Here is a 13,365-nt window from a genome sequence, read left to right as displayed (position 1 = left end):
CCCAGAGGGTCCGACGCTCACACCCGACGGAAGGTCAGATAATGCGGTGTCCGGCCTTCACGGAGCGCCTTCTGCTCATAGCGTGTCGACACCCAGTCCGCCCATGGCGCGCGCCAATCGTCAGGCCCCTCGGCCAGCCATTCAAACCCGTGCGAAGGCACCTGCTCCAGCGTCTGGCGGACATAGTCCTTGATGTCTGTCGCAACGCGCAACTCGGCACCCGGTTTCATGACACGGTGCAAAGGGGCAAGATGCTCCGGTGTGACAAACCGGCGGCGGTGATGGCGCTTCTTGGGCCAGGGATCTGGGTAGTTCAGAAACACCTTTGACAGCGTCGCATCAGGCAAAACATCGAACAGATCACGCACATCGCCCGGGTGAACCCGCAGATTGTCCACATCAGCCTTGCGGATCTTGCCCAGAAGCATGGCGACACCATTGATAAACGGCTCACAGCCGATCAGACCAATGTCGGGATAGGTCTGTGCCATATGCACCAGATGCTCTCCCCCGCCAAAGCCGATTTCAAGCCAGATGTCCTTGCCATCAAAAATATCATCCAGCACAAGCTGCGTCCGGTCGGGATTTTCTTCCCAACTGATCGGTCCGGGCGATAGCGGCGCAAGATCGTTCTCAAGATAATCGTGCTGGGCGGCACGGATCGTCTTGCCACGAAAGCGGCCATAGAAATTGCGCCAAGGGGCGCCCGAGGGATGATTGGTTTTGCTCATAGGCGGGGCTTTAACAAGGGTGCGCAGCTTTCGCAATCAGCAGGGTGGATCAAGATCCACCCTACGCACCGTGCAAACTGTAAGGTGGGTCTTGACCCACCCTACCTTGATCAAACAGCGCGCTTGAGCGCCTCAACAAGATCGGTCCGCTCCCAGCTGAACCCGCCATCCGCATCCGGCGCACGACCAAAGTGACCATAAGCCGCTGTGCGTTCGTAAATCGGCTTGTTCAGGCCCAGATGCTCACGGATACCGCGCGGCGTCAGATCCATGACCTGTGCAATTGCACGCTCGATCGCCGCCGGATCGACCTCGCCTGTGCCATGGGTATCGGCATAGATCGACAAAGGCTTGGCCACACCAATGGCATAGCTCAACTGGATCGTGCAACGCTCGGCCATGCCAGCCGCCACTACGTTCTTGGCCAGATAGCGCGATGCATAGGCTGCAGACCGGTCCACCTTGGTCGGGTCTTTACCCGAGAAAGCCCCACCACCATGCGGGGCCGCGCCACCGTAGGTATCCACGATAATCTTGCGGCCCGTCAGACCGGCATCACCATCAGGCCCGCCGATGACGAATGTGCCTGTCGGGTTCACCCACCATTCGGTCCGCGCGGTAATCAGGCCCTCAGGCATCACTTCGCGAATATAAGGCTCGACAATCGCACGGATATCCGCGCTGGTCTGGTTCTCGTCGCTGTGTTGGGTCGAGAGCACGATCGACATCGCCTCTACCGGCTTGCCATTTTCATACCGCAGCGACACCTGGCTTTTGGCATCAGGGCGCAACGTTGGTTCTTCGCCGGATTTGCGCACCTCTGCCAGACGGCGCAGGATCGCGTGGGCATATTGGATCGGGGCCGGCATCAGCGCATCGGTTTCCGTTGTGGCATAGCCGAACATGATCCCCTGATCACCGGCACCTTCTTCTTTGGTGTCGGATGCATTCACACCCTGGGCGATATGCGCGGATTGCTCATGCAGCAGGTTCGTAATCTCGCAGGTCGCATGATGGAACTTGTCCTGCTCGTATCCGATGTCCTTGATGCAGGCGCGCGCGATATCCTCGATGCGCGCCATATGGTCCTTCAGCTTCGACTGGTCAGACAGCCCCACTTCGCCGCCGATCACCACGCGGTTTGTTGTGGCGAAAGTCTCGCAAGCGACACGCGCTTCGGGTTCTTCGGTCAGGAATGCGTCCAGAATACTATCGGAAATGCGGTCACAGACCTTATCAGGATGCCCCTCTGAAACGGATTCAGAGGTAAAGATGTAATTGTTACGCGCCATGGGAAAGTGCTCCATTAAGTTATACCGCCACGTCAGGAAGCCGTTGTGACAGAATCGAACACTCCGATATGGTGTGCCCGCTGCTAGGTCAATCGCTATCGCGTCTGGCCCTGAAATAACCGCCAAAGATGAACAAAAGCATCAACAGGACAACCGGCAGATCGCCCCATCTGCTATAGGGTGTCGCTGCAAGCGCCGCAGGCAGAGGCGCATCGATCGCGCCATCAACACCCAGCGGCAATGCCGCAGTGATGCGTCCTTTGGGATCAATCATCGCGCTGATGCCGGTGTTGGCAACACGCACCATCGGCAAACCCTGCTCGATTGCGCGCAAGCGCGCTTGTGCAAGGTGCTGATGCGGACCCGCCGCTTCGCCGAACCATGCATCATTCGTGATCAGCAACAACAACCGCGGGCGGGTCTCGCCATAGGCGATTTCTTCGGCAAAAATTCCTTCATAGCAAATCAAAGGCACCGCAGCGCCAATTCCCGGCAGATCAACAGGCCCGGGCGTCGCACCCGGCGTGAAGCCGACACCAAGATTACGGGCAAGCCCCGTCGCCCCCAACTGCCCCAGAAACCGCGCACCAGGAATATACTCTCCAAAGGGGACAAGATGCCGCTTGTCATAGATGCTTTGCAGCGCCCCGCCTGGGCCAACAACGACCAGACTGTTATAGGCCCGTGCGTCAGCATCGCGCCGCTGGATCCCGAAAACAAGCGGCGCACCACGCGCGGAATCGGCCAGAAAGCCCAGATCATCATCGATGCGGTTCAACAGATAGGGAACGGCCGTTTCAGGCCAGACAACCAGATCAGGCACAGGACCCTCGGCACTATAGGTGGTCAGACGGCGCAAAAAAACATCCGTGAAGGCAGGGTCCCATTTCTGCTCTTGCGGGGCATTGGGCTGCACCAGACGCACGATTGGCAGATCACCGGACGGCTGTCCCGCCGGTCCGGGGCGCAGGACAAAGGACAACGCCAGACCCAGCCCCAGAACCACAAGCCCCACAATCCGCGCAGGCCCCATCAGGGCCGCGACAGCCAGCCCGCAAAGCACCGTGAGAAGCGTGAGCAAGTGGGGGCCGCCATAGGCCACGACCTGCGCCAGCCCTGTTGTCACCCAGACATGACCCAGCAAAGCCCAAGGGAACCCTGTCAGGATCAGGGAACGCAACACCTCGGCGCCGACCAGCATCAGGGCAAACATAACCGGACTGCGCGGCGCGAGCCTTGATGCCACCCAGGCCGCCAGCGCCCAGAAAATTGCGGCCCCTGCCGCCATCAAAAACAGCGCAAAAGGGGCCATCCATCCGTGGCGCTCAATATCAACGAGGAATGGCTCGACAATCCAGCGCAGGCTGAAGGCAAAATAGCCGAACCCGAAAGCCCATGCGTGATACACAGTGTGATGGCGCGAAAGCGCCTGCGGATAGACCGCAAACACCACGCCCAGCGCAAGGATCGTCAGTGGCCACAGGTCAAAAGGCGCTTGGCCCAATCCCGCCACGGCCCCTAAAGCCGCAAACGCGACAAGCCGCAACAACGCCCCGCGCGCAGCAAACTGCACGCCAATGTTAGCCATTGCTGGCCGGTGTCAGACGGACGCGCAACCGTTTGATCCGGCGCGGGTCTGCGTCCACAACTTCGAATTCAGGGCCGGCGGGATGCACGATGACTTCACCACGCGCAGGCAGATGGCCCGCCAGCATTGTAACCAACCCGCCCAGCGTGTCGATTTCTTCCTCGTCGATTTCCTCGGCCTCGGTCAGGTTCAAACCGATCTCGGCCTCGAAGTCATCCAGATCTGTGCGGGCCTGCGCCAGATAACAACCGGGTTTTTCAAGTACCCAGCTTTTGGCTTCTTCGATATCGTGCTCGTCCTCAATCTCGCCGACGACCTGTTCAATGACGTCCTCGATCGTGACCAATCCGTCTGTACCACCGTATTCATCAATGACCAGTGCCATGTGGATACGTTCGGCCTGCATCTTTTGCAGCAGCACACCCAGTGGCATCGACGGGGGAACAAAAATCAAGGGCCGCACCATCTCGCGCAAATCCAGTTCCTGACGATTGCCGTTAAAACCGTGGCGCAGCGCAAAATCCTTGAGGTTGGCAATCCCGATGGGCGTATCCAGCGTCCCGTCATACACCGGCAAACGGGTCAGACCGCTGGTCCGGAACACCTCAACCAGTTCATCCTTTGTAATGGTGACAGGAACAGCCACAATATCAGGCTTGGGAATCGACACGTCCTCGACGCGCATCCGGCGCAAATTGAGCATCCCCAACATCGCGCCTGCTGCATTCACGTTTTCGCGTGGTGCCTCCTGGTTTTCTTCTGCTGTCGCGGGCCCAGTAAACACGTTCACCAAACGTGAAAAAAGCCCGGGAGAGGTTTCCGTCTCATCCTGCTGCGCGCTTTGCGCAGCGCTAGACGGTCCTTCGTCTGTGTCGCCCATTTTATCCTTACCTATGTGGGTCAGCCGACCCGATTACTCCCTATATGGGTCAGGAACACCCAGTTTGCCAAGTATCTCTGTCTCCAAGCCTTCCATTAAGGTGGCGTCGCGGTCACGTTCATGATCGAAACCCAATAAATGAAGGGTGCCATGAACAAGTAAATGAAGCGTGTGATCGCGCAAAGGTTTGCCCGCTGCGGCGGCTTCGCGCGCGCAGGTGTCATAGGCAATCGCAATATCACCCAGTTCAGGGTCCGGCACGGGCTGCGGGGGAAGAGGCATTTCACCATCCATTGCGGCAGCGCGTTCCTCTGACGGCCAGCTCAGCACATTGGTGGGCGCGGGCTTGTCACGGAAATCCGCGTTCAACGCAGTGATCCGCGCGTCATCACAGGCCAGCACGCTGATTTCAAACACCGAAGGTTCCAACCCCAGCCGTTCAAGTGCCGCATCGCAGGCCAATTGCGCCAGCGCGTCGATATCGCCCCAGCGGTCATCTTCGACTACGCAATCGACGCTCACCTCGGATCATCCGCCTCATAGGCTTCGATGATCGCGGCAACCAGCGGATGGCGTACGACATCTTTGGAGGTGAAGTAGTTAAAGCTGATCTTGGGAATATTCTTGAGCAAACGTTCCGCATCCCACAGCCCCGAATTTACACCGCGGGGCAAATCGATCTGCGTGCGGTCACCGGTGATCACCATGCGCGACCCCTCGCCCAGACGGGTCAGGAACATCTTCATCTGCATTGTGGTCGCGTTCTGCGCCTCGTCCAGTACCACAAAGGCATTGGACAGGGTGCGCCCCCGCATAAAGGCCAAAGGCGCGATCTCGATCACCTTTTCCTCGATCATCTTCGCCGATTGTTTGCCCGGCAGAAAATCGTTCAGCGCGTCATAAAGCGGCTGCATATAAGGATCGACCTTGTCCTTCATGTCACCGGGCAGATAGCCAAGTTTCTCGCCCGCCTCGACCGCAGGGCGCGACAGGATGATCTTGTCTACATGCCCGCTTATCAACATATTCACGCCCACGGCCACGGCCAGATAGGTCTTACCGGTTCCCGCAGGCCCGATACCAAAGGCAAGCTCATTGGCAAAAAGCGCCTTCACATAGGCCTTTTGCGCATCGGTGCGCGGCTCGACCAGCTTCTTGCGTGTCTTGATCTCGACCCGCTCTGTCTCACCCTTGAACAGCTCGATCTGGTCACCACTGCGGACAGGATCGAACATCGGCTCGGCCCCCATGCGCAATTCGCGGTCCAGATCACCCGGCTCCAGCGAACGGCCCGCCTCGAGCCGGCTGTAAAGCGCGCCCAGCACCTGCGTCGCCTCGACGCGCGCATCATGGTCCCCGATGACAGCCAACTGGTTGCCACGACGCAGAATTTGCACGCCAAGTCTGTCTTCGATGGTGGTCAGGTTGCGGTCATATTCGCCGCAAAGATCGATCAGCAAAAAATTGTCAGGGAATTCCAACAGGGATTCTGTTGCAACGTCAGCGGGTGGGGTCAGGGCACCGGTGGCCAATCAGCTCTCCTCTTTGTCTATATATAGGTATCGTGGCAAGTGCAGACACAAGGCGCAAGGCTCTTTGCGTAAAGAGCGGGTTTTGATAGCACCCTGTTTCGTACGACGTAGATGCGGCGCAGCATTCTTCCACGTTAAACCTTTGATGCGCCGACAAAACACCCTGCCTTAGACGCAAATTGCCAAATGCTATAAACTTGCGCAAACTGCTGCGAAAAGGGCCAAGACAACTGCCGGATAGGTGGATCTGCCCCAAGAGGAGAGCACAGCCATGGTGACGAGAGATTCGATAAGCTTTGTCTTCTCCGGATCAGGCAGTGGCACGCCGGTCACCCCCGCAGAGTTTGTCGCAACCATCGCGACGCTCGCTCCACCCGGCTTTGGCTGGCTGCACCTGAACAGAGCGAATGCAGCGACGCCTGCGTTGCTGGCCGAGGCGGGGCTTGATCAGTTCGTCATCGCCGCGCTCACTGCTGACGAAACCCGCCCGCGCTGCACAGTGCATGGCAACGGCGTGCTCTTGAACCTGCGCGGTGTAAACCTGAACCCGGATGCTGAACCCGAAGACATGGTGTCGGTCCGGCTCTGGCTGGAACATCAGCGGGTGATCGGGGTTTGGGGGCGTCCTCTTTTTGCGGTGCAGGATCTGGCGGAAACAGTGACACGCGGCGAGGCCCCGCGATCACCCGGCGATTTCGTGGCGAAACTGGCGTTACGCCTGACAGATCGGGCCGAACCGGTCGTGGCAACCCTGAACGAGGAAATCGACACGCTGGAAGAGGCGGTCATAGATCCCAAGGGCCATGTGTCACGGTCGCGCCTTGGCGGCTTGCGGCGCAAAGCCATCGTGCTCCGGCGCTATTTCGTACCACAACGCGACGCGCTGACCACGCTAGAAATCGAGGATCTTGGCTGGCTGGATGCGCACGACCGCACGCGCCTGCGCGAAGCGGCAGAACGGGTGCAGCGCTTTGGCGAAGAACTCGATGCGATCCGAGACCGTGCGCAGATCGTACATGACCAGATCATGGACAATCGCGCCGAAGCGATGAACCAACGCATGCTATTGCTGTCGATCGTTTCGGCGATCTTCCTGCCCTTGGGGCTGTTGACCGGATTGCTGGGCATCAATGTGGGCGGCATGCCCGGTGTGGATGATCCGCGGGCATTCTGGGCCGTCTGTTTGCTGATTGCCGGCCTTGCCGGCCTTTTGGTCCTGCTTTTCCGCAAGCTGGGACTGTTCCGCACGTAAGGTGGATTTCAATCCACCTTACACCAAAATACCCTTGAGCGAATTCGGGCTGTCCTCGATAATCCGCACCGCGTGCACCTGCCCTAGCACATCCGCAGGCGCATCGGCATAAACCGCATGCAGATACTCGGACTTGCCAATCATCTGGCCCGCTTCGCGCCCTGCTTTTTCAAACAAAACCTTCACCTCACGCCCCACCATCGCAGCCTGCGTCGCCTGCTGTTGCTCACGCAACAAAGCCTGCAACCGCTGCAGCCGGTCATGCATCACGTCCTCGGGTAGTTGCGGCTTTTCAGCGGCAGGCGTGCCCGGACGGGTGGAGTATTTGAACGAATAGGCTTGCCCAAAGTGGACATCGCGCACCAGCTGCATGGTGTCTTCAAAATCCTGCTCGGTCTCACCGGGGAAGCCCACGATGAAATCACCGGACAACAAAAGGTCAGGCCGCGCCGCGCGAATACGTTCGATCAGACGCAAATAGCCCGCGGCGGTATGCTTGCGGTTCATCGCTTTCAAAATCCGGTCCGACCCCGATTGCACCGGCAAATGCAGATAAGGCATCAGTTTATCGCAGGTGCCATGCGCTTCGATCAACGCATCATCCATGTCATTAGGGTGGGATGTGGTGAAACGGATGCGCTCCAACCCGTCCACCTTGTCCAGTGCCCAGATCAGCCCCGCCAAACCGCCTTCATGGCCATGATAGGCGTTCACATTCTGGCCCAGGAGCGTGATTTCCTTCACGCCGCTTTCCACCAGTTCCTGCGCCTCGCGAATAATCCGATCCGCCGGGCGCGACACCTCGGCGCCGCGCGTATAGGGCACGACACAAAACGCGCAGAACTTGTCGCAACCCTCTTGCACCGTCAAAAACGCCGTCGGGCCGCGCTTGGCCTTGGAGCGTGCTTTCAGCGTATCAAACTTGTCATCGTCGGGGAAATCGGTGTCGAGCGCCTTGGCCCCCGTGCGCACAGCCTCTTCCATCGCAGGCAAGCGGTGGTAGCTTTGCGGGCCCACCACCAGATCGACCATCGGCTGGCGGCGGATGATCTCTTCACCTTCGGCCTGTGCCACGCAACCGGCGACACCGATTTTCAGATCAGGGTTCGCCGCTTTGAGCCCTTTGAACCGGCCCAGTTCGGAATAGACCTTTTCGGCGGCCTTTTCGCGAATATGGCAGGTATTGAGCAGAATCATATCCGCGTCATCCGGCGTGGTGGTTTCCACATAGCCCTTGCCGCCCAGCGCCTCGGCCATGCGTTCGCTGTCATAGACGTTCATCTGACAACCATAGGTCTTGATATAAAGCTTCTTTGGCGCGGACATGGGGGCTGCTCTCGGGTTAGGATAACTCGGGCCTTCTAACGACTTGGCGGAATGCTTGCAATGCGGCCCGATATCACCGATTTTGCACCCTGCCTTTCGACGAAGCGAGTTTTATGCATTACCCATCCATTTCCGCACTCTCGGGCGATCTTCGGCGCAGCCCGCCCAAAGGCCCCGTTGCCTTGATCCTGATCGAGGATGATGTTGCGGTTGCACGCACGATTGCCCACCATACCAACGCAGGTTTCGCCCGCATTCTCGCCTTTTGTGCGCCCCGGCATACGTTGCCAACCGACCTGCCCGACACCGTGGACCGTGTCGATTTTGACGTCAGCGCTGAGGACGCTTTGCAATTGATCGTCAACACGATGATCAAGGCGCTGCCGGACCAGTGGTTCTATTATTGTTACAATGCGGAATATCTTTTCTACCCGTTCTGCGAAACGCGCAGCGTAGGCGAGATGCTGACATTCATGCGCGAGGAACGGCGCGACACAGTGATGAGTTCTGTCGTCGATCTCTATGCCAAAGACCTGACGACCCATCCTGACGGTGTTGATCACGACGGCGCCCATTTCGACAAATCCGGCTACTATGCGCTCGCCCGCGCAGATGATGATGGCGAAACACTCGAGCGGCAGGTCAATGTCTTTGGCGGGCTGCGGTGGCGGTTCGAAGAGCATATCCCGAAACTGCGCCAACGGACCGACAGGATTTCATTTTTCCGCGCGCAGCCCGGTCTGGAAATGCGGGCGGATCGGGCGTTCAATATCGCCGAGTACAACACCTATTCTTGCCCGTGGCACAACAACCTGTCAGCTGCGATCGGATCGTTCCGGACGGCAAAAGCCCTCCGGCGCAACCCGGGCAGCCGTGCCGCGATCACAACGTTTCACTGGCCACAATCCCAGCACTTCAACTGGCATTCACAACAGCTTCTGGATTTGGGGCTGATGGAACCGGGGCAATGGTTCTAAGCTGCTTCTTTGGATAATGCAGTGATGAATAAGGCCAATCGCTTGGTCTTTTGACCAAACCGGCATGGATTGGCGCTGACCGGATCAAGTGCATATGCAGCGCCAAATCATCCGCGTCGCGGATCAGATGTTCCCAGAACCGGCGCTGCCAAATGCCCTTTTCGCCGCGTTGGCGATGGCTCTCTGGAATATAGGCAGGCGCAGGTGCATGGCGCGAGAAACTTGATTTGATCAGCCGCCAGCGTTTGGAAAAATCGGCATCCCCGTCAGGCAACGTCCAGATCATATGCAGCTTGTTGGGCAGGATCACTGCGGCCTCAATCTCAAACGGCCAGCGCTTGCGGCAAAGACGCATCGCGTCACGCAGCAGGTCAATCTGCGACACCAAAAGGTCCGACCGGTGATCCTGCAAGCGGACGGTAAAGAAATAGGTGCCACCCGGCACGTAAAGACGACGGTAATGAGACATGCGACGACCGTCGCAAATATCGGTTAATTATTTATGAAACTGTGCAAACCGTAAGGTGGATCATAATCCACCTAACCTGTCATTTCCGGCGCAACCGGATGACAACATCCACTGACGCAATTTCCGCCCCGGCAGGCGCGTCGGGCAAGTTGCGGATTTCCAGCTCGTCCGCAGGCGCGTCTGTCAAGGTCGCGCTGTCTTCCCAATAGAAATGCGGATGGTCTGTCATATTGGTGTCGAAGTAGCTTTTCGATCCGTCCACTGTAATCTCGCGGACGAGGCCCGCATCGCAGAACGCGCGCAGCGTATTATAGACAGTCGCCAGAGACACTTTTTCATCCGCATCAGAGGCTGCTTCGAAAAGGCTTTCGGCTGTCACATGGCGGTCCTGCCCGTCGCCCACCAGCAAAGACGCCAAGGTCACGCGCTGACGCGTCGGCCGAAGCCCCGCACCCGCCAACCAGTTTGTGCTGCGCTGTGTCGCTATATCTGACATGATCGCCCTTTATGACAATTATTCTCAAGTATATGGGAAGAATATCCTCCGGATCAAATGAAAACCGTCAGAAAAGCGCAGACTTGCTCTCATAAACCGCTGAGTGATAGAGGTCTTGCGACGCAGTAAAGAAGAACGAGACCAAAGATATGGCCGATTACCCGACTTATTTTGACAAAGACGCCCTGCTGGCTTGCGCCCGTGGCGAGCTGTTCGGCGAAGGCAACGCCCAGCTTCCAGCGCCTCCCATGCTGATGATGGACCGGATCACCGAGATTTCGGGTGATGGCGGCGCACACGGTAAAGGCCATGTTGTGGCTGAATTCGATATCACACCTGATCTGTGGTTCTTTGACTGCCATTTCCCCGGAAACCCGATCATGCCAGGCTGCCTTGGGCTCGACGGCCTGTGGCAATTGACCGGTTTCAACCTTGGCTGGCGCGGCTGGCTGGGGCGCGGTTATGCGCTGGGTGTGGGCGAGGTCAAACTGACGGGCATGGTCCGCCCCGACCGCAAGATGCTGACATACAAGGTAGATTTCACCAAAGCCATCCAGACCCGCCGCCTCACCATGGGCGTGGCCAACGGAATTGTTGAGGCGGATGGCGAGGTCATCTATCAAGTCACCGACATGAAAGTCGCCCTGTCTGAAAGCTAGTCGAGAGCTTCGCCCTCGCACATCTATCATCGTTCAAAAGGAGAGGTGCCCATGCGCCGCGTTGTTGTCACAGGTCTCGGGATCGTATCACCGATCGGGAACAATGCCGAAGAAGTGCTTGCCGCACTCAAGGCCGGAAAATCCGGGATCGAAGCATCGCCCGAGATGGCCGAACACGGTTTCCGCAGCCAGATCGCAGGCAATCTCAAGATCGATATCACCGAACACGTCGATAAGCGCACCCTGCGGTTCATGGGTCCGGGTGCGGCCTATGCGCACATCGCCATGGGACAGGCGATTTTTGACGCGGGATTGACCGAAGAGCAGGTCGTCAACCCGATGACGGGCCTGATTGCAGGATCGGGCGGGCCATCGACCTCGGCCATTCTCAAGGCACATGAGGTCGTCAAAGAGACAGGCTCGACCAAGCGCATCGGGCCGTTCGCGGTGCCAAAGGCCATGTCCTCGACGGTCAGCGCGAACCTCGCGACAGCCTATAAAATCAAGGGCATGAATTTTTCGATCACCTCTGCCTGTTCCACCTCGCTGCACTGCATCGGCATGGCCGCGCAGCAAGTCGCACTCGGCACGCAGGACATCATGTTCGCAGGCGGCGGCGAGGAACTGGACTGGACGCTGTCCTGCCTCTTTGATGCGATGGGCGCGATGTCCTCGAAATATAACGACACTCCCGAGCGCGCGAGCCGCGCCTTTGACGCCGACCGCGACGGTTTCGTGATCGCGGGCGGCGGTGCCATGGTCGTGCTGGAAACGCTGGAAAGCGCGCAGGCACGCGGCGCAAAAATCTATGCCGAAGTCACGGGCTTTGCTGCCACATCAGACGGGGCCGATATGGTGGCCCCTTCGGGCGAAGGCGGCGAACGCGCCATGCGCGGCGCATTGGTCACGCTGCCCGAGGGCCGCAAGGTCAGCTACATCAACGCGCATGGCACATCGACCCCTGTGGGCGACGTCGGCGAAGTCGAGGCCGTGCGCCGCGTCTTTGGCAAAGGCACCACGCCACCGATCAGTTCGACCAAATCCATGACCGGTCACAGCCAAGGCGCCACAGGGGCACAAGAGGCCGTGTATTGCCTCCTGATGCTCGAGCACGACTTTATCGCGCCCTCGATCAATGTCGAAAACCTCGACCCCGCGCTTGATCCGGCGGAAATTGCGACCACGCTGGTCGAAAACGCAGGTCTTGATACTGTGATGACCAACTCGTTCGGGTTCGGCGGCACCAACGGTTCCATGCTGCTTTCCAAATTTAAAGGATAGGCCAATGACGATTTCCATGCAGGGCAAACGCGGGCTGATCATGGGCGTGGCGAATGAACGCTCCATTGCCTGGGGCATCGCCAAAGCCATGGCCGACGCAGGCGCCGAACTGGCCTTTACCTATCAGGGCGAAGCTTTCGGCAAACGGCTTGAACCGCTTGCCGCCTCTGTCGGGTCCTACATCATGGTCGATGTGGATGTGAACGACGATGCCAGTATGGATCTGGCGTTCCAGACGCTCAAAGACCGCTGGGGCACGCTTGATTTCGTGGTCCACGCGATTGCATTTTCCGACAAGAACGAGCTGACAGGCCGTTTCATCAACACCAGCCGCGACAACTTCAAGAACTCGCTGGCGATTTCGTGCTATTCCTTCATCGACGTGGCCAAGCGGGCCTCCGAGATGATGCCCGATGGCGGGACATTGCTGACGCTGACCTATCAGGGTTCCAACCGCGTGACCCCTTTTTACAACGTGATGGGCGTGGCGAAAGCGGCGCTGGAATCCGCAACGCGCTATCTTGCCAACGACCTTGGACCCCAAGGGATCCGCGTCAACGCGATCAGCCCCGGCCCGATGAAGACCCTCGCAGGGGCGGCCATCGGTGGCGCGCGCAAGACCTACAAACACACCGACCAGAACGCCCCCCTACGCAGCAACGCCACGCTTGAAGCCGTGGGCGGCACCGCCGTCTATCTTGCCTCCGATGCGGGGGCCTGCACCACGGGCGAGATCATACGCGTCGACGGCGGCTACCACGTGCTGGGCATGCCGCAGGCGGACAATCTGTAAGGACGGCACCCTGTCTTTGAATTCACCGCCTGGTGGCGTTTTGCGCCGTCGGGCGGGAGGCGTATGGGTGGGCATTCAAGAGTATTGGG

General features: G+C 58.7%; 14 protein-coding genes and 1 riboswitch. Of the genes, 5 read left to right on the top strand and 9 right to left on the bottom strand.

The features are described from left to right. Positions 1–17: 17 nt before the first annotated feature. From trmB to SJY29_RS02455, 6 genes are all read right to left on the bottom strand, one after another. Positions 18–731 carry a tRNA (guanosine(46)-N7)-methyltransferase TrmB gene (trmB, locus tag SJY29_RS02480; protein ID WP_400086397.1) on the bottom strand — a complete coding sequence of 238 codons (714 nt, stop codon included), beginning with the start codon at positions 729–731 and terminating at the stop codon, positions 18–20. 110 nt (positions 732–841) lie between these two features. Further along, complete coding sequence (metK, locus tag SJY29_RS02475) at positions 842–2,023, bottom strand: methionine adenosyltransferase (RefSeq protein WP_400086391.1); 1,182 nt, start codon at positions 2,021–2,023, stop codon at positions 842–844. Between the two features lie 7 nt (positions 2,024–2,030). Continuing rightward, a riboswitch (SAM-SAH riboswitch) is annotated at positions 2,031–2,078 on the bottom strand. A 33-nt stretch (positions 2,079–2,111) separates the two neighbouring features. After that, positions 2,112–3,611 carry an apolipoprotein N-acyltransferase gene (gene lnt / locus SJY29_RS02470; RefSeq protein WP_400086388.1) on the bottom strand — a complete coding sequence of 500 codons (1,500 nt, stop codon included), beginning with the start codon at positions 3,609–3,611 and terminating at the stop codon, positions 2,112–2,114. Next, the gene (locus SJY29_RS02465; RefSeq protein ID WP_400086385.1) at positions 3,604–4,491 is read right to left on the bottom strand and encodes a transporter associated domain-containing protein; all 888 of its coding nucleotides are present in this window, start codon (positions 4,489–4,491) and stop codon (positions 3,604–3,606) included. Before SJY29_RS02465 ends, lnt begins: the two co-directional genes overlap by 8 nt. Positions 4,492–4,524: 33 nt before the next feature. Beyond that, the gene (gene ybeY, locus SJY29_RS02460; protein ID WP_400086382.1) at positions 4,525–5,013 is read right to left on the bottom strand and encodes an rRNA maturation RNase YbeY; all 489 of its coding nucleotides are present in this window, start codon (positions 5,011–5,013) and stop codon (positions 4,525–4,527) included. Beyond that, positions 5,010–6,023 (bottom strand): PhoH family protein, encoded by a 1,014-nt coding sequence (locus SJY29_RS02455; RefSeq protein WP_400086379.1) that lies wholly within the window; start codon positions 6,021–6,023, stop codon positions 5,010–5,012. The genes ybeY and SJY29_RS02455 overlap by 4 nt, the downstream gene beginning before the upstream one ends. A gap of 271 nt (positions 6,024–6,294) precedes the next feature. Between SJY29_RS02455 and SJY29_RS02450 the strand changes: the two genes are divergently transcribed. Then, positions 6,295–7,275 (top strand): zinc transporter ZntB, encoded by a 981-nt coding sequence (locus SJY29_RS02450; RefSeq protein ID WP_400086377.1) that lies wholly within the window; start codon positions 6,295–6,297, stop codon positions 7,273–7,275. An 18-nt stretch (positions 7,276–7,293) separates the two neighbouring features. Here SJY29_RS02450 and miaB read toward each other — a convergent pair whose 3' ends face one another. Continuing rightward, positions 7,294–8,601 carry a tRNA (N6-isopentenyl adenosine(37)-C2)-methylthiotransferase MiaB gene (gene miaB, locus SJY29_RS02445; protein ID WP_400086374.1) on the bottom strand — a complete coding sequence of 436 codons (1,308 nt, stop codon included), beginning with the start codon at positions 8,599–8,601 and terminating at the stop codon, positions 7,294–7,296. Between the two features lie 113 nt (positions 8,602–8,714). On the opposite strand from miaB, the gene SJY29_RS02440 reads away from it, so the two are divergent. Beyond that, positions 8,715–9,578: a hypothetical protein gene (locus SJY29_RS02440; protein WP_400086371.1), complete on the top strand. Its 864-nt coding sequence runs from the start codon at positions 8,715–8,717 to the stop codon at positions 9,576–9,578. On the opposite strand, the gene SJY29_RS02435 is transcribed toward SJY29_RS02440, so the two are convergent. After that, complete coding sequence (locus tag SJY29_RS02435; protein ID WP_400086368.1) at positions 9,517–10,047, bottom strand: REP-associated tyrosine transposase; 531 nt, start codon at positions 10,045–10,047, stop codon at positions 9,517–9,519. The genes SJY29_RS02440 and SJY29_RS02435 overlap by 62 nt on opposite strands. 79 nt (positions 10,048–10,126) lie before the next feature. Beyond that, entirely contained in the window at positions 10,127–10,543 is a 417-nt protein-coding gene (gene irrA, locus SJY29_RS02430; protein ID WP_110279894.1) for an iron response transcriptional regulator IrrA, read from the bottom strand. A gap of 149 nt (positions 10,544–10,692) precedes the next feature. Between irrA and fabA the strand changes: the two genes are divergently transcribed. Genes fabA through SJY29_RS02415 form a run of 3 tightly spaced genes read left to right on the top strand, consistent with a single transcriptional unit; the run spans position 10,693 to position 13,276 of the window. After that, a complete protein-coding gene (gene fabA / locus SJY29_RS02425; RefSeq protein WP_400086364.1) occupies positions 10,693–11,202 on the top strand; it encodes a bifunctional 3-hydroxydecanoyl-ACP dehydratase/trans-2-decenoyl-ACP isomerase in 510 nt (169 codons plus the stop codon). A gap of 51 nt (positions 11,203–11,253) precedes the next feature. Further along, complete coding sequence (gene fabB / locus SJY29_RS02420) at positions 11,254–12,483, top strand: beta-ketoacyl-ACP synthase I (protein WP_400086361.1); 1,230 nt, start codon at positions 11,254–11,256, stop codon at positions 12,481–12,483. A gap of 4 nt (positions 12,484–12,487) precedes the next feature. Beyond that, positions 12,488–13,276, top strand: a complete 789-nt coding sequence (locus tag SJY29_RS02415) for an enoyl-ACP reductase (RefSeq protein WP_400086358.1) — start codon at positions 12,488–12,490, stop codon at positions 13,274–13,276. Positions 13,277–13,365 lie beyond the last annotated feature (89 nt).

Source organism: Yoonia sp. R78084 (assembly GCF_044595625.1).
GTDB lineage: Bacteria > Pseudomonadota > Alphaproteobacteria > Rhodobacterales > Rhodobacteraceae > Yoonia.
This window is presented reverse-complemented; position numbering and strand designations above follow the sequence as displayed.